Origin of the sequence: Dyella acidiphila (assembly GCF_014863405.1) — a bacterium.
Lineage (GTDB): Bacteria > Pseudomonadota > Gammaproteobacteria > Xanthomonadales > Rhodanobacteraceae > Dyella_B > Dyella_B acidiphila.
In genome coordinates this window covers 211,053-236,365 of record NZ_JACZZA010000002.1, presented here as the reverse complement: position 1 = coordinate 236,365, position 25,313 = coordinate 211,053, and the positions used below count along the sequence as shown (strand labels likewise).

Sequence of the window (25,313 nt, the reverse complement as noted above, 5' to 3'; positions counted from 1 at the left end):
CTCAAACAAGGAGGCGCCCATGGAAGTCAGCTTCAACAACTGGGGTGACGCCGTGACGTTTCTTTCCAAGCGCACCGATATGGCGCTGGAAGGCGTGATGGCACTGAGCGCGCAGCAGATGGTGGATCAACAGGTGATCGCCGCACTGCTTGCCTCCCATTCCCATTTGCGCGACGCCGCCGACACCTGGCGGCAGATGGCGTCGGCCACCTTGCCCATCACCCTGGTGCGCAGCCTGCAGGACGATCAGCCCGAATCGGTACGCGAAGCCTATTCGGAACGCATGGCCTATTGGGAAGAGGTTTTCCGCAAGGCCATTCCCGAGAACGAATAAGGCAATCCGCGGGCAAAACCTGCGCCGCAGGTGCATTGAGCAAGATGGCGTGCAACCATATCGCGCCATCTTCCCCTGTGGTGTTTTTCGACCATGCATCATTCATTACGGCGTGTTATCGCCTCTGTCGTTTTGCTGATCAGCGCACATGCCGCGCTGGCGCAAGCGCCGCCAACCGTGCAGTTGCAGAACCTTACCTGGACCGAGCTGCGCGAGCAGATCCGCGCCGGCAAAACCACGGTGATCATTCCCATCGGCGGCACCGAGCAGAGCGGTCCGTATATCGCGGTGGGCAAGCACAACGTGCGCGCGGAATACCTGGCGCAGAAGATCGCCCAGCAGCTGGGCAATGCGCTGGTTGCGCCGGTGGTGGCCTATGTGCCCGAAGGCAGCTATGCGCCGCCGACTTCGCACATGCGGTTTCCCGGCACCATCACCATTCCCGATGACGTATTCGAAAAGCTGCTCGAATCGGCGGCGAACAGTTTTGCCGTGCATGGCTTTCGCAACGTGGTGTTTCTCGGCGACCACGGCGGTTACCAGAAAGATCTCAAGCAGGTAGTGGCGCATTTGAACAAGACCTGGGCCAATACCAGTGCACGCGCGATTCTGCCTTCGGAATACTACGACGCGGCGTCGGACGGCTATGCGCAGATCCTGCGCCAGCATGGCTATCGCGATGACGAAATCGGCACCCATGCCGGGCTCGCCGATACCTCACTGCAGCTTGCCGTAGCGCCGCAGATGGTGCGCCTGAGCGCGCTCAAGGCCAGCCCCAGGCTGGGCGCAGCCGATGGCGTGTATGGCGGCGATCCGCACCGGTCCAGCGCCGAACTCGGCCAGCTGGGCGTGGATGCTATAGTTTCGCGCACGGTCGAGGCCATCCGGAAAGACACAGCGGGGCGGTGACGTCGGCCGCTGCGCAAGCAGGTTTCGCCATCGGCAGGCGGTATGCGTCGATGGCCATTCATCGTGGTTTCTATTGCCCTCTCTACCTAGGGAATTTGCTGTGAAATTTGATCGTTTTGGGCGTCTTGCCTCGTTTGCCGGCGTTGCGCTGGCTGGTATGTGCGTGTCCGCCGCGGCGCTGGCGCAGAGCGTCACCACCGTTCCCGGCATGCCGTCGGTAACCAACCCGCAGAACATGTACAGCGATGCCGGCTACAACATGTTCAGCCCGGCGGTGAAGGGTGCGCCTGCGCGCATCTACGTGCCGAACCTGCGTTCGAACGACGTGTACGTGATCGATCCGTCCAGCTTCCAGGTGGTCGACAAATTCAAGGTCGGCCGCAGCCCGCAGCACGTGGTGCCGGCGTGGGATCTCAAAACGCTGTGGGTGACCAACAACGCCGAAGGCCATAACGACGGCAGCCTCACGCCGATCGATCCGTTCACCGGCAAGCCCGGCAAGGAAGTGATGGTCGACGATCCGTACAACATGTACTTCACGCCCAATGGCAAGGAAGCGATCGTGGTGGCCGAGGCGCATGCGCGCCTGGATTTCCGCGATGCGCACACCATGGCGCTGAAGAACGCGCTGCAGGTGCCGGAGTGCAAGGGCATCAATCACGCCGATTTTTCGATCGACGGCAAGTACGCGATCTTTACCTGCGAATTCGGCGGCAAGGTGGCCAAGATCGACATGGTCAACCAGAAGGTGCTCGGCTATCTGGAGCTGCGCAAGGGTGGCATGCCGCAGGACATCCGCGTGTCGCCGGACGGCAAGGTGTTCTATGTAGCGGACATGATGGCCGACGGCGTGTTCCTGATCGACGGCGACAGCTTCACCAAGATCGGCTTCATCAAGACCGGCATCGGCACGCACGGCATGTATCCCAGCCGCGACGGCACCAAGCTGTACGTGGCCAATCGCGGTTCGAACAAGGTGCATGGCCCGCGCAACGGTCCGGGCAGCGTGTCGGTAATCGATTTCGCCACGCGCAAGGTGGTGGCCAACTGGCCGATTCCCGGCGGCGGCAGCCCCGACATGGGCAATGTCACGGCCGACGGCAAGTGGCTATGGCTGTCGGGCCGCTTCGATGACGTGGTGTATGCGTTCGACACCAGCACCGGCAAGGTGAAGATCATCAAGGTCGGCATGGAGCCGCACGGTCTGGCCGTGTGGCCGCAGCCGGGACGCTACTCGCTGGGGCATACCGGCATCATGCGTTGAGGTATTGATAAAAAAGGCGGCGCTGGCTCAGCCAGCGCCGCCTTTTTTTGTTTCGGTACGTTGGGTGTCGGTTCGATTTACGATTCGACCACGTCGAAGCGCACATCCGGATTCACATCCGCTTCGTAGTCGACATCCTTGCGATCGAAGCCGAACAGGTTGAGGAAGTCGTGCTTGTAGCCGGCGTAGTCGGTGTCTTGCCACAGGTTTTCCGTGGTGACGGTGGGCCATAGCGCCTTGCAGGCCTGCTGCACGTCCTCGCGCAATTCCCAGTCGTCCAGGCGCAGGCGGCCCTCACTGTCGGTTTCCGGTGCGTTGCCGTCGAGGCGGTACAGGCGTTCGTGGAACAGGCGGTTGATCTGTTCGATGGTGCCTTCGTGGATGCCCTTTTCCTTCATGATGCGGAACACCATGGAGACGTACAGCGGGATCACCGGAATGGCCGAGCTGGCCTGCGTCACCACCGACTTCATCACGCCCACATAGGCGTGCAGGCCTTCGGCGGCATGGTGCGTGCGCAGTTCGCGCGCGGTGTTGTCCAGATGCTGCTTGGCCTGGCCGAGCGTGCCGTGCCAGTAGATCGGCCAGGTGATTTCGGTACCGACATAGCTGTAGGCGATGGTGGTGGCGTTCTTGGCCAGCACGCCGGCCTTGCTCAGCGCGTCGATCCACAGCGCCCAGTCTTCGCCGCCCATCACGGTGACGGTGTCCTTGATTTCCTGCTCGGTCGCCGGTTCCACCGTGGCCTGGATCACTGCATCGCGATTGGTATCCACCGAAGAAGCGGTGAAGGTGTTGCCGATGGTCTTCAACGCCGAACGCACCAGCTCGCCGTTGTCGGGCAGCTTGCGCACGGGCGAGGCCAGCGAATACACCACCAGGTCGATCGGACCGTCCATGTCGTTCTTGATCAGCTCGATCGCGCGCTGGCGGGTTTCATGCGAAAACGCATCGCCATTGATCGAGCGGCTGTACAGGCCGGCCTGCTTGGCCAGCTTGTCGAAGGCGGCGGAGTTGTACCAGCCGGCGGTGCCGGGCTTGCTCTCGCTGGAAGGCTTTTCCAGGAACACACCCAGGGTGGCGGCGCCATAGCCGAAGGCGGCAGTGACGCGTGAGGCCAGGCCATAGCCGGTCGAGGCGCCGATCACCAGCACCCGCTTGGGGCCGGCCGCGAATTCGCCGCTGGCCTTGGTGATGCCGATTTGTTCCTGCACGTTTTTCTCGCAGCCGAGCGGATGCGCAGTAACACAGATAAAGCCACGAACCTTGGGATGGATGATCACGAAGAATCCTCACGCGACGACAAGCCGCCTATTCTAAACGGGGAGGCCACCATGCGCTGGCGCAGGGTGGTCGAGTCGTCAGCAAAACTACTGCGCGGCCGCCAGGCGGGCGCGGTCGGTGCTCGGAATCCTCATGTACGGCCAGTACACGCCGGTTCCTGCGCGCCACCCGCACCCGCCTGGCGACCGCTCGCTACGTTTTGTTGGCGACTCGATGGCAGTCAATGTCCAGTGTCAGGCCCCATCGGCCACAAAGCCCGCCTTGGCATGGCTGCCGTCGCAGAACGGCTTGTTCTGGCTGTGGCCGCAGCGGCACAGGAAGGCGCTGGTGATGCGGGCCACTACGCGGCCGGTGCCGCTGGTGATTTCCAGGTTGCCGCGCACTTTCAGCGGCCCGTTGAGCTGGGGATCGATGTGCAGCGGTCCGTCGCGCACGGGCAGCGCATCGGCACTGCCGGTGGGCGGTTCGCCGGTGGCGGTGAAGGGGATGTCGTGATGGGAGCCGTCGCAGAACGGCTTGTTCTTCGACGCACCGCAGCGGCATAGCGTGGCGCGATAGCCGGCGAACGCACCGGCGAGGCGCAGGTCGCCGCGGAAGCCGTAGGGGCCCGCTTCGCGGATGGCGGCGAGGTTGACCGGCGGCGCGGTTTCTTCCGGACGTCCATCGCGGCGCTGGTAGCGGATGGCGCCGGAAGGGCAGGCGTGGGCGATATCCACCAGCCGCTCCGCATCCATCGCATCGGGATGAATCCAGGGACCTTGCACATTGGCCAGGAACACCTTGGGCGCGCCGGTGACGCAGAAGCGCGCGTGGATGCAGCGCTTGGTTTCGTAGAGGATGGTGATCTTCTCGCCTTCCACGCGTTCGACCCCGTCCTGCACCGTGCTCGCCGGTGCAGGCGCGGGCGGCGCTGCTACGGCGGCGGCCGGTGCGGCGGCAGGCACCCATGGTGTGGGCCTGGCCAGATCGAAATCCTGCTCGGCGCGCTGCGCCAGCCTGGAAAGAATCGACGCGGCCTGGATCGCGCGCGGATCGCCGCAGGCCGCGAGACGTTCGCCGGCTTCGGCCAGTTGCTGGAAACGTTCGCGGAAAAAGCGCCGTGCACCGGGACCGGGCGGCAGCGCCGAGGCATCGCGCAATGTGATAAAGGTGACGCCGGCGTGGCAATTGGGATTGGACGGTCCGGCCGGCAGGCGCGCGGCGCGTTCGGCCAGCGGCGTCAGCGCATGCATCAGGCCGATGGCCAGATCCAGCGACACGCTCTTGTCCGGATCCTGCGTGGGTACGGCGTAGGTGTACGCCAGCAGGCGCTGCATCAGGCCATAGGCTGCGTTGGCCAGGTCCACAGTAGCGATGGCGCGTTCGTCCTCCAGCCACACGCGACCTTCGGGGCGCGGCGGGCGACGCAGTACGGGATTGGTCGCGGCCGGAAACGCCGGTACGAACGAAGGATCCGCAGCCAGCAGTTGCTCGTATTCGGTGCGGATCGCCGCGAATTTTTGATAGTGCGAATCCACCGTGTTCTGCTGCGCGCCTTCGCCTTGCGTGACGATCGCATCGAAGGCGGCCAGCGCGGTCTTCATGCAGATCACGCGCTTGGCGCCGGGCAGGTTGACTTCGTTGGAAGAGAGTTGCAGCGACGGGTCGCCGCACATGGCGCCGCTTTCGCCATGCTGCTCGGCAATCAGGCGCAGGCCTTCGGCCAGCAGCTGATAGAACTGGCCGACGGTGTCGTAATTCATGCCCATCGGTGTGAGCCGCGGACCATCGGCGCCGCGCACGAAGGCGCGCTCCGGTGCAAAGCCTTCGCCATCGGGTTCGCTGGAACCCGCCGGGCGTTCCAGAAAAATGAAATGCTGCAGCGTGGCCATGTTGAACGGCGCCAGTTTCACCACCACGCCGGCCGGCAGATAGCCCGGATCGAGCGGGAAATTGGACCGTCCCACGCGCGGCGCGCCGCCGAGCGCGACGGTAATGTTCCACACCGCCATCAGATGGCCCATCTCTTCGATGGCCACCTGCACGATGCTTTGCCGCCAACGCGCGACGGCATCCAGCTGGATCGGGGTGAGGCCTTCGTCGAGCGAGGATTTCAGCGAAAACGCTGCGTAGAGATAGGTGCACATCAAGCAGTGTTCGAGCTCGGCCGCCTCATACAAGGCGTGCAGCGCCTGCTCGCGGCTCGGTGTCGAATGCAAGGGACTGTAGCTGACCACGGCGACTCCCCGGACGATGTCAGATCGCAACCTTACACCCTGGGGGAAGAGGCGGGATGTGCTTGAAGGCGTGCCGGTGTGAAGCGTGTGCTATCGATGCAAGGGTGTGTGGCAAGTACGTGCAAGCCCACGCCAAGCCTCCCCTGCCGAGCAGGGGAGGGAACAAGTCGGCGAGTGCGTGCATTCGTGCAAGACGTCAGACAAACATGCCGCCCGATGCTTCGACACGCTGGCCATTGATCCATCCGCTGTCCTTCGACAGCAGCACCACCACCGCACCGCCGATATCGTCCGGCAGACCTACGCGGCCCAGCGCTGTCTGCGCAGCCACAAAGGCATTCACATCGGCGTTGTCGCGCACCACGCCGCCGCCGAAATCGGTTTCGATCGCGCCGGGCGCCAGCGTGTTGACGGCGATGCGGCGTGCGCCCAGTTCCTTGGCCTGGTAGCGGGTCAGCACTTCGATCGCGCCCTTCATCGCGGCATAAGCCGAATAGCCAGGCAGGCTGAAGCGCGCCAGGCCGCTGGAGATATTCAGAATGCGGCCGCCATCGACGATCAGCGGCAGCAGGGTCTGGGTGAGAAAGAACGCGCCTTTGAGATGCACGTTCACCAATTCGTCGAACTGCGCTTCGGTGGTCTCCGCAAAGCTGGCGTGGATGCCGATACCGGCGTTGTTGACCAGGAAATCGAACTGGCTGCGCTGCCAGTGATCCTTCAATACCGCACGCAGCTGATCGGCGAAGGCCGCGAAGCTGGCGCTCTTGCCCACGTCCAGCTGCAGCGCCACAGCGCGGCGGCCAAGTTTGGCGATGGCGGCCACCACCGCCTCGGCTTCGCTCTGGTTGGAGCGATAGGTGAGCACCACGTCGGTGCCGTGTTCGGCCAGCTTCAAGGCCATGCTCTTGCCCAGTCCGCGGCTGCCGCCGGTGATCAGGGCGATGGGGGTTTGCGTGCTGCTCATGGGCGTCTCCAGGGTTGAGGTGAACCAATGGCGCTCAGCTTATTGATCTGTACTAATCGTATAAATAAGCAGATTATGAGTGCTGTGTTCGCATAAAACGAACAATCTGGGGATGGTCGATGCACCGGATCGAAGCCATGCACATCTTCGTGCGGGTGGCGGAAATGGCCAGTTTCACCCGTGCCGCCGACAACCTGGGCCTGCCCAAGGCCAGCGCCTCCACCGCCGTGCAGCAGCTGGAAGCGCAGCTGGGCACGCAACTGTTGCACCGGACCACCCGCCGGGTGCAGATGACCCAGGACGGCCAGCTGTTCTACGAGCGCTGCAAGGAACTGCTCGCCGACATGGACGAGGTCAGCAGCATGTTCCAGCAGGCGCCACAGTCGATCAGCGGCCGCTTGCGCGTAGACATGAACGGCAGCATCGCGCGGCGCCTCATGCCGCACCTGCCGCAGTTTCTGCGTGAGCATCCGCAGATCCAGGTGGAATTGAGCTGCACCGATCGGCGCGTCGACGTGGTCGGCGAAGGTTTCGACTGCGTGCTGCGGGTGGGCACGCTGGACGATTCCAGCCTGATCGTGCGTCGGCTGGGCATGTTTCCGATTGCCAATTGCGTCAGCCCTGCGTATCTGCAACAGCACGGCATGCCGCGCGAACTGGACGAGCTGCCGCGGCATCTGCTGATCCACTACGTGCCCACGCTCGGGCAGCGTCCGCCCGGCTTCGAGTATCTGGAAGGCGATAGCTGCTGCTATGTGCCGATGCCGGGCGTGCTGACCGTCAACAGCGTGGAGGCCTACCAGGAGGGTTGCCTGGCGGGGCTGGGTATCATCCAGGCGCCACGCGTCGGCCTGACCGAACTGCTCGAGCAGGGCCGGCTGGTGGAAGTGCTGCCGCAATACCGTGCGGAACCGATGCCGGTGTCGCTGCTGTATGCGCAGCGGCGCAATCTGTCTGCGCGCGTGCAGGTATTCATGGAATGGCTGCGCGGCATCATGGCGCCGTATCTGGATGCCGGGTGAATCGCCGGCGGCGGCTGCAAGAAACTGTCACAGAAGCGGATTAGTTTCGTTCGATCAGTCATGAGCACGCCGGCTGAACATGGCGTGTGGCGAAATACGCTTTCATCCCTCCAACAGGTGACACCATGTCTGCATCGGATGCCCCTTCGCTGTCGGCCATCAACCATATCGTCGTGGTGATGCTGGAGAACCGCTCCTTCGATCACATGCTTGGTTTTCTCTACAGCGATGCCGGCAATGTGTCGCCGGCAGGGCAGCCGTTCGAAGGCCTGACCGGCAAGGAATCCAATCCCGGTGCCGGCGGCACCGCCGCGGTAACGGTGTTCAAGATCCAGCCGGCCGCTGCCAGCACGTATTTCATGCCGGGTGCCGATCCGGGCGAAGGCTATACCGCCACCAACTCGCAGCTGTTCGGCAGCAACACCGCGCCGACGCCGCCGGTGGCTACCAACCAGGGCTTTATCAGCGATTTTTCCTACACGCTGGGCTGGGAGGCGAAGGAGAATTATTCGATTTTCGCCGGCACGGTCGCCAACGACATCATGGGCATGCACACGCCGGAAACCTTGCCGGTGCTGTCCGCGCTCGCACGCGGTTTTGCGGTATGCGATCACTGGTATGGCTCGGTACCCACCGAAACCCTGCCCAATCGCGCCTTCGTGCATGCCGGCACGTCGCAAGGCCATATGGACGACAAGACCAAGACCTTTACCGCGCCCAGCATCTATACCGCACTGACCAAGCAGAATGTCAGCTGGAAGGTCTATGGCTACACCGCCGAGCCGCTGACGCGCATGACCTTCACCGACCTCACCAATCTCGCCGATACCTACTTCGGCCAGTTCACCGACTTTCAGAGCGATGCAGCGAACGGTTCGCTGCCGTCCTACAGTTTTCTCGAGCCGAGCTGGGGCTCCAAAGGCAATAGCCAGCATCCGAATTACGATGTGGCGCTGGGCGAGCAGTTCCTGCATGACGTGTATTACGCCTTGCGCAACAGCCCGGCGTGGAGCCAGACCTTGCTGATCGTCACTTATGACGAACACGGTGGCTGCTACGACCACGTGGCACCCCCGGCGGGTGCGGTGGCGCCGGATGCCAGCGTCGGTGAATACGGTTTTGATTTCACGCGCTTCGGGCCGCGCGTGCCGACCGTGCTGATCTCGCCGTTGATTCCTGCCGGTACGGTGTTCCGCGTCGCGCAAGGCGCAACGCCGTTCGACCACACCTCGATCTTGAAAACCGTGGAACAGCGCTGGAATGTGCCGCCGCTGACCAAGCGCGACGCGGCGGCACCGGATGTCGGCGCGGTACTCACGCTGACCACGCCGCGCACGGACGATCCTTTGGCGGGCGTGACGGTGCCAGTATCCAGCGGCACCAACCCTTCGGCGAACAAGCCTTCGCATCTGCAGGAAGTGTATGCAGAGCTGGTATCGCGCCTGCCGGTGCCGGATGCTGAGCAGGGTACGCATCGTCCTGCGCCGAGGCTGGAGACGGGGTACGACTACGATCGCTATATCAACGAGCGCGTGATGGCGTGGAAGGCGAGCCGGAAATCGACGGGTTCATAAGCAAGTGCTATTCAACTTGCTTAGTCGTTACTGAGTCATCATTCCCGCGAAAGCGGGCGCAGGCATGACGGCGTGGCAAGACGCAGGATTGGGGCCGGCTACGGTGCGTGATTCGCTGGATGCGCTAGCTGACTGCGAAACGCATTGCGCACGGGCCTCAACGCGCCCGGAACGTCACCACCAATACATCGCGGTGCGCCGCTTCTCCTGCCACTAGCGGCGTCACCGCTGTCACCCCGTGAAACACGCGCGGGTCGTGGATCAGGGCTGCATCGAACGGATGGGTCAAGGTGAAATCGCCCAGCGGCTTGCCGTCCGGCGTATGGATGGTGGTGGTGCCGCTGGCGATGTTGTGCCGGTCCACCAGCAACACCAGCACGAAATCCACGCCATCGCGATGGCTGCCTTCCGGCGTCGGTTCGCCGGCGGCATCGGCACTGGCTTCGATGCGGAACTGATGCACTTCCACATGCCATTGCGCTACCGCCGGAGCGAGTGAACTGAACAAGCCATTGCAGAAGGCCAGGATGGTACGCAGGCTGTCGCCGTCGGCGATGCTGGCCTCGATCGGTTCGAACCAGCGCTCGATATCGCCTTGCAAGGTGTTGTACTGCAGCGCCTGAAAATGCGGCTGATGCGGTGCCAGCGCCAGCGCACCGTGTGCATCGGCGCTGAAAGTCGCATGGCGGCGACGGCGGAAGCGGCCTTTCGCCGCCAGGTAGGGATCCGGTCCAAGCCGGTTCCAGCTTTCCGCAAAGCGCGTCCAGTCGGACAGCGTGCCGGCCGATTGCAGCAGCGGCTGCATGATGTCGGCGGTGACAAAGCAGAAGCCGTCGCGTTGCATGGCATCGGACAGCGGGGCATTGGGTGGGATCGACATGGCGCAATTATAGAAGGCGGCGTCGAGCCGGCACATGCCATATCGGAGGCAGTGCGCAGGCAAGGCGGCGCGCCAAAAAAAGCGCCACCCGCAGGTGGCGCCTGGATCGGTGTCACCTGCTCAGCGCGTGCCCAGCATGTCGATACGGACCAGCCCCTGTGCCTTGGCCTTGGCCAGCACACGCGCGACGCTGTCGTACGCCACGCCATCGGCCGCCTCGATCTGCAAGGCCGGCTGTTGTGCCCGGCTGGCGGCGATGCTCAGTTGTGCGGCCAACTGGTCGGCCCGGATGGGGGTTCCGTTCCAGTCCATTTCACCGTCCGGATGGATGCCCAGGTGGATCGGCGGTACGACTTCCAGTGGCGATTTAGATGAGAGTTGCGGCAGATCCATGGTCGCCTTGTGGGTGACGATGGGCGAGGTGATCATGAAGATGATCAGCAGCACCAGCAAGACGTCGACCAGTGGCGTGACGTTGATCTGGGCCATGACGTCGCGAGATACACGTGCAGAGAAAGCCATAGTTCTTCCTCCCGTACGAGCTGTGGATGTCGATGTGGGCCCGGCGCAAAGGGGGAGCCGGGCGCGGCCAGCTTAGTCCCGCGTGCGCGGCTCGAGCAATGCCCTGGCGATATCGTCGAAGCGATTGCACAAGGTGGAGAGATGCGCCTCGTACGGATAGACGGTGAGCGTGGCGGTGGGGATGGAGGCGAGCGTTGCGCGCACCAGCTCGATCGGCATGTTGGCGTCTTTGCCGCCATGGAATACCTGCAGGGGGATCTGGATATCCTCCAGGCGGATACCCAGCGGATGCATATACAGGCGCATGTCCCAGGCGGTGCCGCGCGTGCCCTGGCGCAGTGCTTCGCGGAAAACGTAGCCGAAGGCTTCGTAGCGGCCGGGATATTCGAAGGCGTCGTAATCGGCCGGCGGCAGGATGTGCTTCATCTGCGACAGGTCCTTGCCGATGCTCACCGCCGTGCGGTGCAGCAGCAGCCGAAGCAGTCCCGGCGCGTGCCTGGCCAGCAGCCAGCCCAGGCGGTTCAAGAAGTGCAGCTGGGCCAGTAGCTGCGGCTGGTCCATGTACCACAGGCCGGACACGATCACCGCGCGCTGCACGCGCTCGGGAATGCATGCGGCGCACGCTGCCGCGTACACGCCGCCGGCGGAGTGGCCGAGCAGGGAAAAGGTATCCAGCTGCAGCGCATCGGCCAGTGCCAGCAGGTCCGCCGGCCAGTCCGCAAAGCGGCGCTGCGGCTGGAAACTGGAGCGTCCTATGCCGGGGCGGTCGGGGGCAATGATGCGCAGGCCCAGGCGCGTGAAGGTGGCTTCGCCGATCAGCAGCGGCTCCAGCCGCGACGAAGGCGTGCCGTGAAAATAAAACACCGGGTGACCGTCAGGCATGCCGAATTCGGCGTAAGTCATGCGCCTGCCATCGGCCAGCATGACATTGCCTTCAGTCGCCATGGTCACCCTCCTGATTGCCTGCGGCGATTGTGCATGTGGCCGGCCGGCGATTAACAGGGCAGGCGTCGCGCTTCACGGACCTGATGCGGCAAGCAAAAACAACAAGGCCAGAGGCGGCGAGCCTCTGGCCTTGTTGTGGATCAACGCTGCGACGCGATCAGGTGCCGGACGAAGCCGCCGAGGAAGCGCTGGCCGGCTTGCCCCCCTTGTCGCCGTGATGGCCGCCGGCACGCGGCGGGCGGTTCTTGAACAGCTCGTCCGCCGTCTGCTTCTGTTCCGGCGACAGCACGGCGTACAGGGCGCTGAAGGCGGAGGAGAGCTTCTGCATGTTGTCCGCATTCAACTGCGCCAGCTGCGCATACGACTTCATCGAGTCGTCGGCGCTCATGCTTTCCATTTGCTGGTGGCGCTGGTGCAGTGCCTGGCCGGTGCGCTGCGCGTTGTCGCGCATCACCTGCGCATAGGCGGTCCACTGGCTCGACTGCGCGTCGGTGATGTTGAGTTCGTCGTGCAGATCGCTGACCTGCTGCTCCACTTCATCCATGCGGCGCTGCGCATGGGACTTGGTGGCGGTGGGGGCAGCAGTCGATGGCGAAGCGGCCGCCGGCGCCGTGCTCTGGGCCATGGCCGTGCCGGCGAACAAGGCGAGCGACAGTACGGCGGGTAGAGCAGCCTTGCGAATAAGCTTGTTCATGATGGGAAGCTCCAATGCATGAGTACGGGCCCGACAAGGGCGCGAAATAACCGGATGCGCAGGGATGCTCAATATCCCGGAGGGGCGCCGTTGTTGTAATAGACCACGCCCGGCGGCGGCGGCGGCGGGGGCGCCGAGCTTTGGTAGACCACACCGGGCGGCGGCGCGGAGGCATTGGCAGCGGAGTTGGCAATGGCCGCACCTGCCACTACGCCCAGCAGGCCAGCTGCGATCGCTACGCCTGCACCGCCACCGCCGTCATGGCGGCGGCGATCCCAGCGCGGCGGCGGGGGCGGCGGCGGACGATGCCAGCCCGGACCGGGGCGGCGGTAGTATTGCGCTTGTGCCGGCATCGACGGCGCAACAACGGCCAGCGCGATCGCGACGGCGGCCAACTGCCGGAGAATCGGCGTGCGTGAGGTGCGAGTCATCAACTTACCCTCCTCGGATATGCATCGTTTGGCGCATGCACCGGGCCAGTGTCGCGTGCCTGCGTGGTGAAAAATCCTGATGGCGATGGCCGGCAGCGATAAAGCATCTGGCGCGCCGCTGCCGATCGCCGGTGGGCAGTCTAAGCCAAATCAGGTGTAGTTTTATTCAAGTTGGCGTGTTGTAGGGGGATCGGTTCATCCAGCGCGAAGCATGCTTCGCCGCGGCGCCCTGCGGAACGCATAACAAGCGTTTGACAGCTGTCACTGGCTGGCGCCGACGCAATTCCCACAATCAGTTGTGTATGGCGCGGGCCAGTTCTGGCCCGCACGAGGCCGGCATTAACCGAACAGGTGGAATCATGCGCAACCGTTTCTTCATCATTGCAGCCGTGCTGATCGTAGCCGGCGTAATCTGGCATTTTCTCGACCGCCCGCAGCCGGACCTGGGCAGTCCACGTTATTTCAGCGACCAGACCTATAACTTCGAGACCGCGCGCGTGCTCAACGACATTGCCGGCGTCGGTGGCGATGGCGGCGAAGTAGGGCAGGCGATTGCCGGGCTCAAGGCAGGCGATGCGCAAGGCTGGTATCAGCGCTGGATGGCGGCAGGCGATCGTGCCATGACCCTGGCGCAACACACGGACGATTCCATCGGCAAGGGCGATGCCTTGCTGCGCGCCCACAACTACTATCGCGCCGCCGAATTTTTTCTTGCGCCGAACGATGCGCAGCGCGTACCGGCATGGAAGAAGAATATCGCCGCGTTCTACCAGGGACTGGGCGTGCTGGGCGTGAAGTACGAGCGCATCAGCGTGCCTTACGGCAAATACCATTTGAATGCGCTTTATTTCCCCGGCCCGGCGGGATCGGACAGCAAGCCGCTGCTGGTGGTCGTAGGCGGTTACGACAGTACGATGGAGGAATTGTATTTTCATGTGGTGGCAGCGGCGCAGCAACGTGGCTATCCGGTGCTGGTCTACGAAGGGCCGGGCCAGGGTTCGGTGCTGCGCGAGCAGGGCCTGACCATGACGCCGCAGTGGGAAAAGCCCAACGGAGCTGTGCTGGATACGTTTCTTGCCACGCATCCCACTTCCGGCAAGATCGTGCTGATCGGCGAGAGCATGGGCGGCTATCTTGCACCGCGCGCCGCGGCTTTCGATCCGCGCATCAGCGGCGTGGTGGCGTACGATGCATTTTTCGATGGTGGCGCGATCGCCGCGCGTAATGTGCCGCTGTTCGTGTTCTGGCTGCGTCAGCACGGCTACACCGGCGTGCTCAACTGGCTGGGCAAGCATGGCCCCAGCGATCCCGGTGCGCAGTGGTCGGTGCAGAACGGCATGTGGGTGCTCGGGGTGAAGGGACCGTTCGAGGTGCTGGATGCGTTCAAGGCCTACACGCTGGCGCCGGTGGCGGCGCGGATCAAGGCCGACGTGCTGATCCTGTCCGGCGCCGACGATCACTTCGTGCCGCCAGAGCAGGCCAAGGCGTTTGCGCTGAGTCTTACCGCGGCGCGCAGTGTCACCAATATTGTTTACGACCGCGCCTCGGGCGGCGGCGAGCATTGCCAGATCGGCGCCCCCAGCCTGTGGCATGCAACCTTATTCGACTGGTTGGCGACCAAGTTCGGTGAGCCGGCGCAGATCCAGGCGATCGGCCGGCCCTAGGCCTGTACGCGCACTTTCACATTTCGCCAATAACATGACTGGCCCCGATCGGAGAATAACCATGCACAAATCATTGATGAGCTGCGCCGTGCTGTCGATGGCGCTGGCCGGAGCCGTCCATGCACAGGCCGCGACCACCAAGCCGGCGGCTTTCGAGGCACTCGGCAAAGGCGTGCAGATCTATACCTGCAGCGCAGCTGGCGGCGCTTATGCGTGGCATTTGAAGGCGCCTGACGCCAGCTTGCTGGACGCCAAGGGACAAACCATCGGCAAGCATTTCGCCGGGCCCAGCTGGCAGGCCAATGACGGCAGCACGGTGGTGGCCGAGCCGCTGACCGCGGCGCCGTCGCCGGATGCCGGCGCCGTCGCGTGGCTGGTGCTGCATGCCAAGTCGCATAGCGGCAGCGGCACGATGGCCGCGGTGCAATACATCGTGCGCGCACACACCGAGGGCGGCGTGGCGCCCGCCACGGGCTGCGATGCAGGCCATGCCGGCACCGAGGTGCGCGTACCGTACAGCGCGCTGTATCAGTTCTTTCCCTAAGGGCTGAACACCAGCACCAGGAACACCACGAACAGCGACAGATGCACCGCGCCCTCCAGCATGCTGGTGCGCGAGTTGGAGAAGGTGATCGAGCTGAGGATCAGCGTGGCGATCAGCATCACGATGCCTGAGGGTGCCAGCCCGAGCAGCACCGGGTTGCCGGTGTAGAGGCTGATCGCCAGCACGGCCGGCACGGTCAGGCCCAGGGTGGAGGTCACCGCGCCCAGGCAGAGATTGACGGCACGGGTAAGGCGGTCGGCGCGGATCGCCACCAGGGCGGAAATGCCTTCGGGGGCAAAGACCAGGATGGCGATCACGATGCCGCCGAGCGCCACCGGTGCGCCGGTGGCCTCGATGCCGTAGTCGAGGATCTTGGCCATGCTCTTGGACAGGATCACGATCGGCAGGATGTTCACCAGCAGCAGTACGAAGTGCAGCATCAGCTGCTTTTTGTCGATCGGTTCGGGCCGATGGTGTTCCATTTCGTGCGGGTCGATCGGCTGCGCATCGGGCGCTATGAAATAGCCGCGGTGCCGGCCGGTCTGCAGCCACAGGAACACGCCGTACAAGGCGATGGTGAGCAGCGAAAACATCACCGCCTGCAGCGGCGTCAGCGTGCCGTCGTGGGTGGAGGTGGTGAAGTCCGGCAGCACCAGGGCGATGATGGTGAGCGGAATGATCACCGACAGATAAGCCGCCGCACCCTTGAGGTTGTAGACCTGCTCGTAATGCCGGATGCCGCCCATCAGCAGGCCCAGCCCGACCACGCCGTTGAGCACGATCATCAGCACCGCATACATGGTGTCGCGCGCCAGCGTGGCATTGCCTTGCGAACTGAGCATCACCGCCGAGATCAGCACCACCTCGATCACCACGATCGACAACGTGAGCACCAGGGTGCCGAACGGCTCGCCCAGCATCTCGGCCAGCGTTTCGGCCTCGTGCACTACGCCGAAGGCTACCCACACGATGACCAGGAACAGCCACAGGAACAGCCCGATGCCGGTTGTATGGCTGAGGCCGGCGATCCAGCCACTGCCGAACAGCAGGAACAGGGCAACCGTGATCCAGCCGACCAAGGGGCGCATGGAAGTCATCGCTCGCTGCATGATTCGCGGTCCTGTTCGCTATGGCGATTGCAATCGGCAGTTTAAGCGGTTCGGGGATGCTCTGATCAATGTCCCGCCACCGGGCCGGTTCCCGGCGGCGGGATGCGTAGTGCTCAGGGCTTCCAACTGCCGCCCATTTGGCGGGTGGCGACGTCGAGGCGATTCCACCGGTCGATCTGGGCGCTGACCAGGGGCGGCATGGCCAGTGGGTCTGGTCGGCAGGCTTTGCCCCACACCGTGTCGGGTACAGGATCAGGGCTATCGCATGCCCGGTTTGCACCGCGAAATGGAAGACGCGGTGCGGCAGATGTGACTGCGGCTGCATCACACCGGTGTCGCCCAGGTAAAAACTAGGCGACTGGTTGCCACCGTGCTGTCCCGGGTCTGTCTGGACATGTAGCGCTCGCGCAAGTCGCGCCGCGAAGAATCGTTCGATGCACACGCATCGCATTTTGCGCTGGAGCCTGCCGACCACGGCGACGTCGCGCAGGATCTGCTGATGGCCGATTCGGTTGCCGGTAGTGGAAGCGCTGACGCCACCGGAGCGTATGAGCGCTGGGCGCATAGTCGCGCGTAGCGTTTTGTTTCACCGTGTCCGCCGGAAAAGTTGCGCAGATCGAATGGAGGCGATGCGCAGCGGATCCTGCAGCTGGTTAGTGCAAGGCTGCAGCAAGGCGCACTTGCACGGCTGATGTATCGGATGCGCGGGGGATCTTCATGCTGGCGTAAGCCAGCCTGTCCCCGTTATTCGAATGGGCGCAATTACAAGCCGTTTTGCGCATGCTTGCGGGCATATGCCGTCATGGCATGAATGCGCAGCGGCGTGACGATGTTTCGTCACGCGTTCTACACCGCAACGCGATATACGCTCATCGCCGATTTCTGCGGTGGTCATCTGCGGCGAACAATCGAGCTTCGTTGCAAAGCGTGTTTGCCTGTCTTTTCGTGCGCTACGTGTCGCTGCATGGAGGCTACTCGATGCCACGGTCACCACGATTCGATCTTGCCGGCGTACCGCAGCATGTGATCCAGCGCGGTCACGGGCATCGGCAATGCTTTTTCGCGGCGGCGGATTGCCGTTGCTATCTCGCGCAACTGCTGCATGCAAGCCAGCGCTGGCAGTGCGCCGTGCATGCTTACGTGCTGATGCCCAATCACGTGCACCTGTTGCTTACGCCGTCCAGCGTCGGCGCGCTGGCGAGCATGATGCAATCGCTGGGCCGCAACTATGTCAGCTATGTCAACGTGACCTACCGGCGCAGCGGTACCTTGTGGGAAGGGCGCTACAAATCCTGCCTGGTCGATGCCGAGGATTACTTGCTCCGCTGCTATCGCTATATCGAACTCAATCCGGTACGCGTCGGCCTGGTCGGCGAGCCATCGGCATATGCCTGGTCCAGCTATGGCGCCAATGCGCTGGGCGACCGCGATCCCTTGATCGTGCCGCACTCGCGCTACCTGGCGCTGGGCAGCGAGCCGGCCGCATGCCAGCGTGCCTACCGGCAACTGTTCGCCAGCGATATCGACGGCGAGCACCTGCAGGAAATCCGCACCTATATCCAGCAGCAGCGCGCGCTCGGTTCGCCTTCGTTCCAGGCCTGGGTAGAACATGCGCTCGGCCGCTATGCCAAGGCACGGCCCGCGCATCGTCCGCGCCGCAGCCTGCCTGCGGCGATCGGCGGGGACTAATCTTCCAGGCGCGCTTTCAATCTGGCCAGGGCGCGATCCCACTGCTGCGCGATGGTGTCGAGCGAACGCCGCGCTTCGTCCAGCCGGCCGGCTTCGAATTCCCACAGGCGTTCGCGGCCCTGCCACAGGTCGCGCACCAGGCCGGCATCGGCCAGTACCTGCAAATGCTTGGTCACGGCCTGGCGCGTGATATCGGTACCGGCGGTGAGCTGGGCGATGGACAGGGCACCGCCCGCGCACAGCAAGGCGATCAGGCGCAGGCGTGTTTCGTCGCCCAGCGCGGAAAAGACCGGTGCGGACTTTTGCAGCGAACCGGCGGCGCTAGTGCGTGGCGACATAGTTTTCGATATTGATCATTTGTTGCTCCCAGCCATTGCTGTTGGCGCGGAAGGCATCCAGGCGCCGGCTGGGAGGAATCTGGTCGAAGCCCGATTCAAGCAGCCGCAGCAAGGTGCCGTCGGCGCTTTCTTCCAGCTCGAAGCGCACCAGGGTAGGTGTTTCCTGCGAGTAGTCGACGTCGGGATCGATCGCGAACGGATGCCAGTAGAAGGACAGCAGCCGCTCCGGCTCGACGCGATCGACCTCGACGCGCCAGAGCAGGTGCTCGTAGCCCGGGTAGGTGATCGGTCCTTCGATCGGCTGCCCGGCGACGAACTGCTTTCCTTTGAGCGCTACGCCGAACCAGTCGCCGAAGGATTCGGCGTCGGCCAGCGCGCGCCACACCTTGGCGCGCGGCGCGCGGATATGAATCTGCCGTTCGATGCTGTTGGTCGATGTGTTCATGGGCAACCTCCAGGTTGCATATTAGATCCGCTGTGCCGGATATGCAACCAATTGGTTGCTGTACGCATAGGAAAAAAATTCTGCCCCGCGCCAGGACCGCCTCTGGCAGAATCGGCCGACCTTCATCGCGGGTACCTGGAAATGCAGGATGCTGTCGCCACGCCGGTCAATTCGCCGGGCCGAGTTCTGTTCGCCAGCCTGATCGGCACCACCATCGAGTTCTTCGATTTCTACATCTACGCCACTGCGGCGGTGCTGGTGTTTCCCAAGCTGTTCTTTCCCGCTGCCGACCCGGCTTCGGCCACGCTGCAGTCGTTTGCCACCTTTGCGCTGGCCTTTGTCGCGCGGCCGATCGGCTCGGCGCTGTTTGGGCATTTCGGCGACCGGATCGGGCGCAAGGCCACGCTGGTGGCGGCGTTGCTCACCATGGGCATCTCGACGGTGGTGATCGGCGTGTTGCCGACGTATGCGCATATCGGGGTGATCGCGCCGCTGCTGTTGTCGCTGTGCCGATTGGGGCAGGGCCTGGGCCTGGGCGGCGAGTGGGGCGGTGCGGTGCTGTTGGCGACCGAGAATGCGCCCAAGGGCAAGCAGGCCTGGTACGGCATGTTTCCGCAGCTTGGCGCGCCGATCGGCTTTTTCATCGCCACCGGCCTGTTCCTGTGGCTGACCGAGCATATGGGCGACGCCGCGTTCTTTGCCTGGGGCTGGCGCGTGCCCTTCCTCGCCAGTTCGGCGCTGGTGCTGATCGGCCTGTGGATGCGCCTGCGCCTGACCGAAACGCCGGCTTTTGCGCGCGCAATGGCGCAGCAGGAGCGCGTACGCGTACCGATGCTCACGGTACTCACCGAGCATCCACGCGCCTTGTTCGCCGGCACGTTCGCGACGCTGGCCACCTTCGTGATCTTCTACTTGATGACGGTATTCGCCTTGAGCTGGGCCACCTCCAAGCTGGCGTACTCGCGCGAAACATTCCTGATCATGCAGATGGTTGGGGTGCTGTTCTTCGCGCTGTTCATTCCGCTGTCCGCGTTGCTGGCCGACCGTCGCGGCAATCGCTTCACGATGGTGCTGGCCACGCTGCTGATCTTTGTCTTCGGCATCGCCTATGCCGCGCTGTTCGCGCACAGCGGCCTGCTGTTCATGGTGATCGGCATGTGCGTGGTGGGCATCACTTATGGGCCGCTTGGCGCGACGCTGGCGCAGATGTTTCCCACCGCGGTGCGCTACACCGGCGCGTCGCTGGCCTTCAATATGGCGGGCATTTTCGGCGCCTCGCTGGCGCCGTACCTGGCGACCTGGCTGGCCAAGACCTATGGGCTTGAATATGTCGGCTACTACCTTTCGGCGGCTGCGGTGCTGACCATGCTGGCCTTGATGATCAAGCCGAAACAGGATGCGCAGGCCGGCCATTGAGCATGCGCCACACTGATGAAGCACCCGCATGGATGCCGATCGCCCTGGCCGAACGCGGGGTGCGGCGGTTCGGTCCGGGGCAGAGCAACCCGCGCATCGTCGAGTACAACGGCCATACCGCCCTGGTGGGCTATGACGACAAGATCTCCTGGTGCTCCTCGTTCGTGAACTGGTGCCTGGGCCGCATCGGCATCCGCGGTACCGGTTCCGCACTGGCCCGCTCCTGGCTCGACTGGGGCCGGCCGCTGGAGCAGCCGGTCTACGGTTGCGTGGCGGTACTCACGCGCGAAGACGATCCCGCCAGCTGGAAAGGGCATGTGGGCTTTTACCTGCGCCACGATGCCGAGACGATCTATCTGCTCGGCGGCAACCAGCTGGAAGAAGTGCGCGAGCTGGGCTATCCGCTGGATAGTGTGCTCGGCTATCGCTGGCCTGCGTAAGGCAAGAAACGGAGTGTGCGGCGCTAGCCTGTTCGCTAGTCTGTGCCCGAGTTAACGGCGGACAAGATCAGGCACACACATGCAGCATGCAGGGCAGGCCGGCGATGAACGGCTTTCGGCGATCGCGTGGTCGCAAGTAGGCGGTGAACTGGACGAGCGCGGCGCGGCGATGCTGCCGGGACTGTTGAGCGCGGACGAATGCCGCATGCTGGCCGCGCTGTATCCGCAGGGCCGACATTTCCGCAGCACGGTGTGCATGGGGCGGCACGGTTTCGGCCGCGGCGAATACAAATACTTCCGCTATCCGCTGCCGGCGCTGATTCAGCAGCTGCGCAACGATCTGTATCCGCATCTGGCGCCGATCGCCAACCGCTGGAACGAAGCGATGGGCGAGGAAGCGCGTTATCCCTCGACGCATGCCGACTATCTGGTCCGCTGTCAGCAGGCAGGACAGCTGCGTCCCACGCCGCTGCTACTGCAGTACGGCGAAGGCGATTACAACTGCCTGCACCAGGATCTGTATGGCGAGCATGTGTTTCCGCTGCAGGTGGCGATTCTGCTGTCGCAGCCGCAGGTGGATTTTGCCGGTGGGGAATTCGTGTTGACCGAGCAGCGTCCGCGCATGCAATCGCGGCCGGAAGTGGTGCCGCTGCAGCAGGGCGATGCGGTGGTTTTTGCGGTCCATCATCGGCCGGTGCAGGGCGCACGCGGCAGTTACCGGGTGAATATGCGGCATGGTGTGAGCCGTATCCGCGCCGGCCATCGGCATACGCTGGGCATCATCTTTCACGACGCGACCTGAGCGGTGCTCGCCGGTAGCATGAAAAACGCCGCACTGGGCGGCGTTGTTCGAAAGCGTCAAGGATGGGCGGCGGTGCGCGGCCGGTGGTGCATCGGCGGCGGCGATGCCGGCGCCCGGAACGGCACCACGCTGGAATCGATCGGCAGCTGCGCATCGCTGAGCATCGCCAATAAGGTTTCCCCGTAGATCAGTTCGAACGGCTTGCCGGTGACGAATTTCCACGCATCCTCGGTGTAGTCGCCGCAGGCGACGATTTTCACGGCGGAGGCCTGGTGGTATTTCATCAGGCTGTACATCTCGCGCACGTCTTTCACCTCGACGCTGCGATTGCCCCAGTGCCGGCATTGCACGAGCGTAGTGAGGCCATGCTTGTGCACGATCAGGTCCAGGCCGTTGTCCGTATCGTCCTGGCCGCCGTGCCCGTCGCTGATGTGCTGCACGGCGTAGCCGCGATAGCGGAACGCCTGCGCGACGCGGCCTTCGAACGCACGCCAGTGCATGCGGCAGAGCTCGCCCAGCTGATCGCGTACCAGCAGCCGGCGCATGCGCTGGCGATAGCCGATGCAGCACAGCGCGGCGCACACCCAGCAGGCGAGCAACAGCAGCCACACAATGGTCATGTGGACGGCGCTCTGCACACCGGTGCCATAGCGGGCGCCGATATACGCGCTGACGCCGAGCAGGGAACCTGCCGGCCAATGCACCAAGACCAGTTGCTCGATGCGATGTGTTCCGTGCTTCGCCATCAACTCCCCCGAGCTGTGAACGCTGCTGCTGAAACCTGGGGTTGACGTTAGCGCGGACGATTCGGGAGTTCAGCGTGCATTGCGGCATTCGGCCGCAGCGCGGTTCTGCCGCAGTTTGGCGGCCGATTCACGGTATCACCACGGAACTTTTGTGCGTTGCGGCGTATCGATGCTCCGGCCACGGCGGAAAACTCGGGCCGGCGGCCGGGCGCGTATACAAGACCTTAACGTGCGCGGCATTAATCCATCACGGCCCCTCCCTCGATTCCCCGGAACACCCCCGATGACCCATAAGCCGCATACCCAGTCCTCCCATGTCCGCGTCAATTGGGACGATCCGGAACTGTCCTCCCTGCTCAAGCGCAGCGACAGCTGGCAGCTGGACAACCGTGGCGGCTACACGTCGCAGGAGGTGCAGGTGTACCTGGGCTGGAGCGGTTCGGTGGGCCGCTCGGCGACGCTGGTGTGGGAGCGCGACAGGTCGGTGGTGCTGGAAGCCACCTTCCCGCTGGCCAAGGGCGACCAGGTGCGGGTGGACAAGCATCTGGGCGAGCGCATCCGCACGCTGTGGGGCGTGGTGGCGGAAGGGCGCGAAGGCTATCGCGAGGAAGACCGCCTGCGCGGCATCCATCTGTACTGGCTGCAGGTAAAACCCACCAGCTGATGCCCTAAAGGAAATCCCCGCCGGGCCGATAACGCGCTAAAGCACGCCAGCAATACCAAACCAGTATGCGGCGCTGCGGTGCCCCGGTCCCCCGGCCAGGCGCGGCACGCCGGCTTGATACGCCCGTAGCGACGTTTGCTGCGGGGGGCAGGGAGCGCACGGTGATGTTGCGTGCGAGCGATGGCGCGGTGGCGCCGATCTGAACCGGAAAGATGCCTGCATGAGCCATTTCAAGCCCCAATCGAAGCTGTCCAATAACGAGGTGGATTGGGAAGATCCACGCCTGCAGTCGCTGCTGAGCAAAACCGAGAGCTGGAAGCTGGACAACCGCGGCGCATTTGCCGCCGTCAATGTGCAGATCCATCTGGGCTGGGGCGCCACGACCGCCCGCCACGCCACGCTGGTTTGGGAAAGCGACCATGTGATGGTGCTGGAGACGCGTTTCCTGATCCCGCCGGGCGAGCAGGTACGCATCGACCGGATGCAGGCCGGCGTAGCGCGCACGGTCTGGGGCGCGGTAGTGGAGGGGCGCGAAGGATTCCGCGAAGAAGATCGCCTCAACCGTGTCTACGTGCACTGGCTGCACGTGCGTTGAGCCATTCCATGCACGCGCGGCCACGCCGCGCGTCGGTCTAGGCCGGCCAGTTGGACTCGCCGGCCAGCAGATAGAAGCCCACCTGCGCACGCTTGGCGTGACGCTTGGCCCGCGCGGCGAGCGTCGCCAGCGTTTCCGGATGGCCCGGAAAGGGCGGCGCGACACGCACGGCGCCGATCGCCACGGTGGTGAGCGGAAAGAACTGCGTATTGCCGTGGCGATCCTCACCGACGATGCCCTGGCGCGTGATGTCTTCCTCCGCGAACAGGCCCTGGGCGCGCTGGTTGAACAGCGCCACCATCTGGCGGCAGCGTTGTTCCCAATCCTCGCTCTGGAACACCAGCAGGAAATCGTCGCCGCCGATATGCCCGACAAAATCGCTGCGCGGATTCACCTGCGCAGTAAGAATGCCGGCCAGCAGGCGGATCATCTCGTCGCCGCGGAAATAGCCGTACTGGTCGTTGAACGGCTTGAAGTGGTTGAGATCCACGTAGGCCACGGTGAACGCCACTTCCGCGCGCAGCAGCCGCGCTACGTGTTCGGTCACCGGGATATTGCCGGGCAGGAAGGTCAGCGGATTGGCATAGCGGGCAGCCTCGATGCGCAGTTCGGTAACCCGGCGCACCAGTGATTCGCCGGTGCCCAGGCCCAGATAGCGTCCTTCGCGGGTGATCACGAAGCCGTCGCTGAGATAGCGCTGATCCTGCCCGCGCAGGATATCGGCCATGCTTTCCAGCGATTGCCGCACATCGCACAGCAACGGTGCTTCATGCATGAAGGCGGTACAGCTTTTGCGGCCATACAGTTCGCGCGTATACGGCTGCGCCATGCGTTCGCTGAAGACGCGCCGGTTGATCAGGCCGATCGGTTGTTCTTCTTCTACTACCGCCAATGCATGCAGTTCCGGCTGTCTGCTAAACAGGGCGATTACATCGTTGTTGTTGTGTTGCGCGGTGAGCGCGGGTGCTTCGATCACCAGGTGGCCCAGGTGCATCGGCCGCTGCGTGACCGGGCCGCGCAGGCGCGGCGGCACGGCGATCATCGGATGGTTCAGCGCGCTCACCACGCTGTCGCAGACCTTGTCGACCACTCGCGGCGCCGGACGGCCGAGCAGGAAGCCCTGCGCATAGGAGATGCCCAGTTCGCGCAGCATGCGCAAGTCGTCGGCTTCTTCCACGCCTTCGCCGACCAGGTCGGCGCCGAGCGTTTCGGCCACCTGGCACAGCGCGCGCACGATGGCGAGGCGTTCGGCGCTCTTGGCCAGGCCGTGGATCAGGTAGCGGTCGATCTTCACCACTTCCGGATGGATTTCATTCCACATCTCGAAGTTGGAATGGCCATTGCCGAAATCGTCCAGCGCAAAGCGCACCCCGCGTGCGCGCAGATAGCCGAGCGCGTTCGCCAGGCGCGCGGGTTCGTCGACGATGTCGCGCTCGGTCAGCTCGATGGTGATACGGCTGAGATCCATGCCGCCGGCGCTCAGCGCATCGATCAGGTCGTCGGGCTTGATCGATTTCTGCATGAACGCCTGCGCGCTCAGATTCACCAGCAGGCGCCCGGGCGCCTGCTGTGCCACGAACGCGCTGCAAACGGTGCGTGCGGCAGCCAGTTCGAATTCGCCCAGCCGCCCTTCGACGCGCGCCAGGTTCAGCAGCTCCGGCGTGCTGATGCCGCCGAGATCTTCGGCCGGACGCGTCAGCCCTTCGTGCGCGACGATTTCCAGCGTATCGAGCCGCACCAGCGGCTGGAATACGGCGTGCAAGTTGTTCTGCGCCCGGTCGAGCAGCGAAGTAAGGCGTGCACTGTCGCGCTGAAAGACCAT

The 25,313-nt window shown here is 63.9% G+C and carries 26 protein-coding genes and 1 other RNA gene; 14 read left to right on the top strand and 13 right to left on the bottom strand.

Annotated elements, in window-relative coordinates; genetic code table 11:
• Positions 1-19: 19 nt before the first annotated feature.
• The 3 genes from IGX34_RS05560 (at position 20) to IGX34_RS05550 (ending at position 2,507) form a co-directional block, all read left to right on the top strand.
• Entirely contained in the window at positions 20-334 is a 315-nt protein-coding gene (locus IGX34_RS05560; RefSeq protein WP_192554696.1) for a hypothetical protein, read from the top strand.
• Between the two features lie 93 nt (positions 335-427).
• Positions 428-1,243, top strand: coding sequence for a creatininase family protein (locus IGX34_RS05555; protein ID WP_192554695.1), 816 nt, complete (start codon positions 428-430; stop codon positions 1,241-1,243).
• A 100-nt stretch (positions 1,244-1,343) separates the two neighbouring features.
• Complete coding sequence (locus IGX34_RS05550) at positions 1,344-2,507, top strand: YncE family protein (RefSeq protein ID WP_338015419.1); 1,164 nt, start codon at positions 1,344-1,346, stop codon at positions 2,505-2,507.
• A gap of 77 nt (positions 2,508-2,584) precedes the next feature.
• Here the strand turns inward: IGX34_RS05550 and fabV are convergent, their stop codons facing one another.
• Complete coding sequence (gene fabV, locus IGX34_RS05545; RefSeq protein ID WP_192554694.1) at positions 2,585-3,790, bottom strand: enoyl-ACP reductase FabV; 1,206 nt, start codon at positions 3,788-3,790, stop codon at positions 2,585-2,587.
• Positions 3,791-3,923: 133 nt separating this feature from the next.
• Between fabV and IGX34_RS05540 the strand changes: the two genes are divergently transcribed.
• Positions 3,924-3,999, top strand: a non-coding RNA gene (locus IGX34_RS05540) — sX9 sRNA.
• Between the two features lie 25 nt (positions 4,000-4,024).
• Here the strand turns inward: IGX34_RS05540 and IGX34_RS05535 are convergent.
• On the bottom strand, positions 4,025-6,007 hold the full coding sequence (locus IGX34_RS05535) for a ferritin-like domain-containing protein (RefSeq protein WP_192554693.1): 1,983 nt from the start codon (positions 6,005-6,007) through the stop codon (positions 4,025-4,027).
• Positions 6,008-6,203: 196 nt separating this feature from the next.
• A complete protein-coding gene (locus IGX34_RS05530) occupies positions 6,204-6,971 on the bottom strand; it encodes an SDR family NAD(P)-dependent oxidoreductase (RefSeq protein WP_192554692.1) in 768 nt (255 codons plus the stop codon).
• A gap of 119 nt (positions 6,972-7,090) precedes the next feature.
• On the opposite strand from IGX34_RS05530, the gene IGX34_RS05525 reads away from it, so the two are divergent.
• The gene (locus tag IGX34_RS05525) at positions 7,091-7,993 is read left to right on the top strand and encodes a LysR family transcriptional regulator (protein WP_192554691.1); all 903 of its coding nucleotides are present in this window, start codon (positions 7,091-7,093) and stop codon (positions 7,991-7,993) included.
• Between the two features lie 125 nt (positions 7,994-8,118).
• The gene (locus IGX34_RS05520; RefSeq protein WP_192554690.1) at positions 8,119-9,567 is read left to right on the top strand and encodes an alkaline phosphatase family protein; all 1,449 of its coding nucleotides are present in this window, start codon (positions 8,119-8,121) and stop codon (positions 9,565-9,567) included.
• A 157-nt stretch (positions 9,568-9,724) separates the two neighbouring features.
• Here the strand turns inward: IGX34_RS05520 and IGX34_RS05515 are convergent, their stop codons facing one another.
• The 5 genes from IGX34_RS05515 to IGX34_RS05495 form a co-directional block, all read right to left on the bottom strand.
• On the bottom strand, positions 9,725-10,447 hold the full coding sequence (locus tag IGX34_RS05515; protein ID WP_192554689.1) for a 2OG-Fe dioxygenase family protein: 723 nt from the start codon (positions 10,445-10,447) through the stop codon (positions 9,725-9,727).
• A 120-nt stretch (positions 10,448-10,567) separates the two neighbouring features.
• Positions 10,568-10,936 carry an ExbD/TolR family protein gene (locus tag IGX34_RS05510; RefSeq protein WP_225737254.1) on the bottom strand — a complete coding sequence of 123 codons (369 nt, stop codon included), beginning with the start codon at positions 10,934-10,936 and terminating at the stop codon, positions 10,568-10,570.
• 105 nt (positions 10,937-11,041) lie between these two features.
• Positions 11,042-11,914: an alpha/beta fold hydrolase gene (locus tag IGX34_RS05505; RefSeq protein WP_192554687.1), complete on the bottom strand. Its 873-nt coding sequence runs from the start codon at positions 11,912-11,914 to the stop codon at positions 11,042-11,044.
• 157 nt (positions 11,915-12,071) lie between these two features.
• Complete coding sequence (locus IGX34_RS05500; protein ID WP_192554686.1) at positions 12,072-12,608, bottom strand: Spy/CpxP family protein refolding chaperone; 537 nt, start codon at positions 12,606-12,608, stop codon at positions 12,072-12,074.
• A 68-nt stretch (positions 12,609-12,676) separates the two neighbouring features.
• Positions 12,677-13,039: a hypothetical protein gene (locus tag IGX34_RS05495; RefSeq protein ID WP_192554685.1), complete on the bottom strand. Its 363-nt coding sequence runs from the start codon at positions 13,037-13,039 to the stop codon at positions 12,677-12,679.
• Positions 13,040-13,398: 359 nt separating this feature from the next.
• Here IGX34_RS05495 and IGX34_RS05490 point away from each other — a divergent pair, with 359 nt between their 5' ends.
• Together IGX34_RS05490 and IGX34_RS05485 are read left to right on the top strand one after the other, a co-directional pair.
• Complete coding sequence (locus IGX34_RS05490) at positions 13,399-14,703, top strand: alpha/beta hydrolase family protein (protein WP_192554684.1); 1,305 nt, start codon at positions 13,399-13,401, stop codon at positions 14,701-14,703.
• Between the two features lie 61 nt (positions 14,704-14,764).
• Positions 14,765-15,247, top strand: coding sequence for a DUF3455 domain-containing protein (locus tag IGX34_RS05485; protein ID WP_192554683.1), 483 nt, complete (start codon positions 14,765-14,767; stop codon positions 15,245-15,247).
• Here the strand turns inward: IGX34_RS05485 and IGX34_RS05480 are convergent.
• Complete coding sequence (locus IGX34_RS05480; RefSeq protein WP_192554682.1) at positions 15,244-16,344, bottom strand: calcium:cation antiporter; 1,101 nt, start codon at positions 16,342-16,344, stop codon at positions 15,244-15,246. The genes IGX34_RS05485 and IGX34_RS05480 overlap by 4 nt on opposite strands.
• A 990-nt stretch (positions 16,345-17,334) precedes the next feature.
• Between IGX34_RS05480 and IGX34_RS05475 the strand changes: the two genes are divergently transcribed.
• The gene (locus IGX34_RS05475) at positions 17,335-18,045 is read left to right on the top strand and encodes a transposase (RefSeq protein ID WP_192554681.1); all 711 of its coding nucleotides are present in this window, start codon (positions 17,335-17,337) and stop codon (positions 18,043-18,045) included.
• Here the strand turns inward: IGX34_RS05475 and IGX34_RS05470 are convergent.
• The gene (locus tag IGX34_RS05470) at positions 18,042-18,383 is read right to left on the bottom strand and encodes an ArsR/SmtB family transcription factor (RefSeq protein ID WP_192554680.1); all 342 of its coding nucleotides are present in this window, start codon (positions 18,381-18,383) and stop codon (positions 18,042-18,044) included. The genes IGX34_RS05475 and IGX34_RS05470 overlap by 4 nt on opposite strands.
• Entirely contained in the window at positions 18,367-18,828 is a 462-nt protein-coding gene (locus IGX34_RS05465; protein ID WP_192554679.1) for an SRPBCC family protein, read from the bottom strand. Before IGX34_RS05465 ends, IGX34_RS05470 begins: the two co-directional genes overlap by 17 nt.
• Before the next feature lie 141 nt (positions 18,829-18,969).
• On the opposite strand from IGX34_RS05465, the gene IGX34_RS05460 reads away from it, so the two are divergent.
• The 3 genes from IGX34_RS05460 (at position 18,970) to IGX34_RS05450 (ending at position 21,486) form a co-directional block, all read left to right on the top strand.
• Entirely contained in the window at positions 18,970-20,244 is a 1,275-nt protein-coding gene (locus IGX34_RS05460; protein ID WP_192554678.1) for an MFS transporter, read from the top strand.
• Between the two features lie 2 nt (positions 20,245-20,246).
• Positions 20,247-20,684: an NlpC/P60 family protein gene (locus IGX34_RS05455; RefSeq protein WP_225737253.1), complete on the top strand. Its 438-nt coding sequence runs from the start codon at positions 20,247-20,249 to the stop codon at positions 20,682-20,684.
• A 79-nt stretch (positions 20,685-20,763) separates the two neighbouring features.
• A complete protein-coding gene (locus IGX34_RS05450; protein WP_192554677.1) occupies positions 20,764-21,486 on the top strand; it encodes a 2OG-Fe(II) oxygenase in 723 nt (240 codons plus the stop codon).
• A gap of 56 nt (positions 21,487-21,542) precedes the next feature.
• On the opposite strand, the gene IGX34_RS05445 is transcribed toward IGX34_RS05450, so the two are convergent.
• Positions 21,543-22,232: a restriction endonuclease gene (locus IGX34_RS05445; protein ID WP_192554676.1), complete on the bottom strand. Its 690-nt coding sequence runs from the start codon at positions 22,230-22,232 to the stop codon at positions 21,543-21,545.
• Between the two features lie 283 nt (positions 22,233-22,515).
• On the opposite strand from IGX34_RS05445, the gene IGX34_RS05440 reads away from it, so the two are divergent.
• Together IGX34_RS05440 and IGX34_RS05435 are read left to right on the top strand one after the other, a co-directional pair.
• Entirely contained in the window at positions 22,516-22,896 is a 381-nt protein-coding gene (locus IGX34_RS05440; RefSeq protein ID WP_192554675.1) for a hypothetical protein, read from the top strand.
• Positions 22,897-23,116: 220 nt separating this feature from the next.
• Complete coding sequence (locus IGX34_RS05435) at positions 23,117-23,491, top strand: hypothetical protein (protein WP_192554674.1); 375 nt, start codon at positions 23,117-23,119, stop codon at positions 23,489-23,491.
• Positions 23,492-23,528: 37 nt separating this feature from the next.
• On the opposite strand, the gene IGX34_RS05430 is transcribed toward IGX34_RS05435, so the two are convergent.
• Positions 23,529-25,313: a GGDEF domain-containing protein gene (locus tag IGX34_RS05430; protein ID WP_192554673.1), complete on the bottom strand. Its 1,785-nt coding sequence runs from the start codon at positions 25,311-25,313 to the stop codon at positions 23,529-23,531.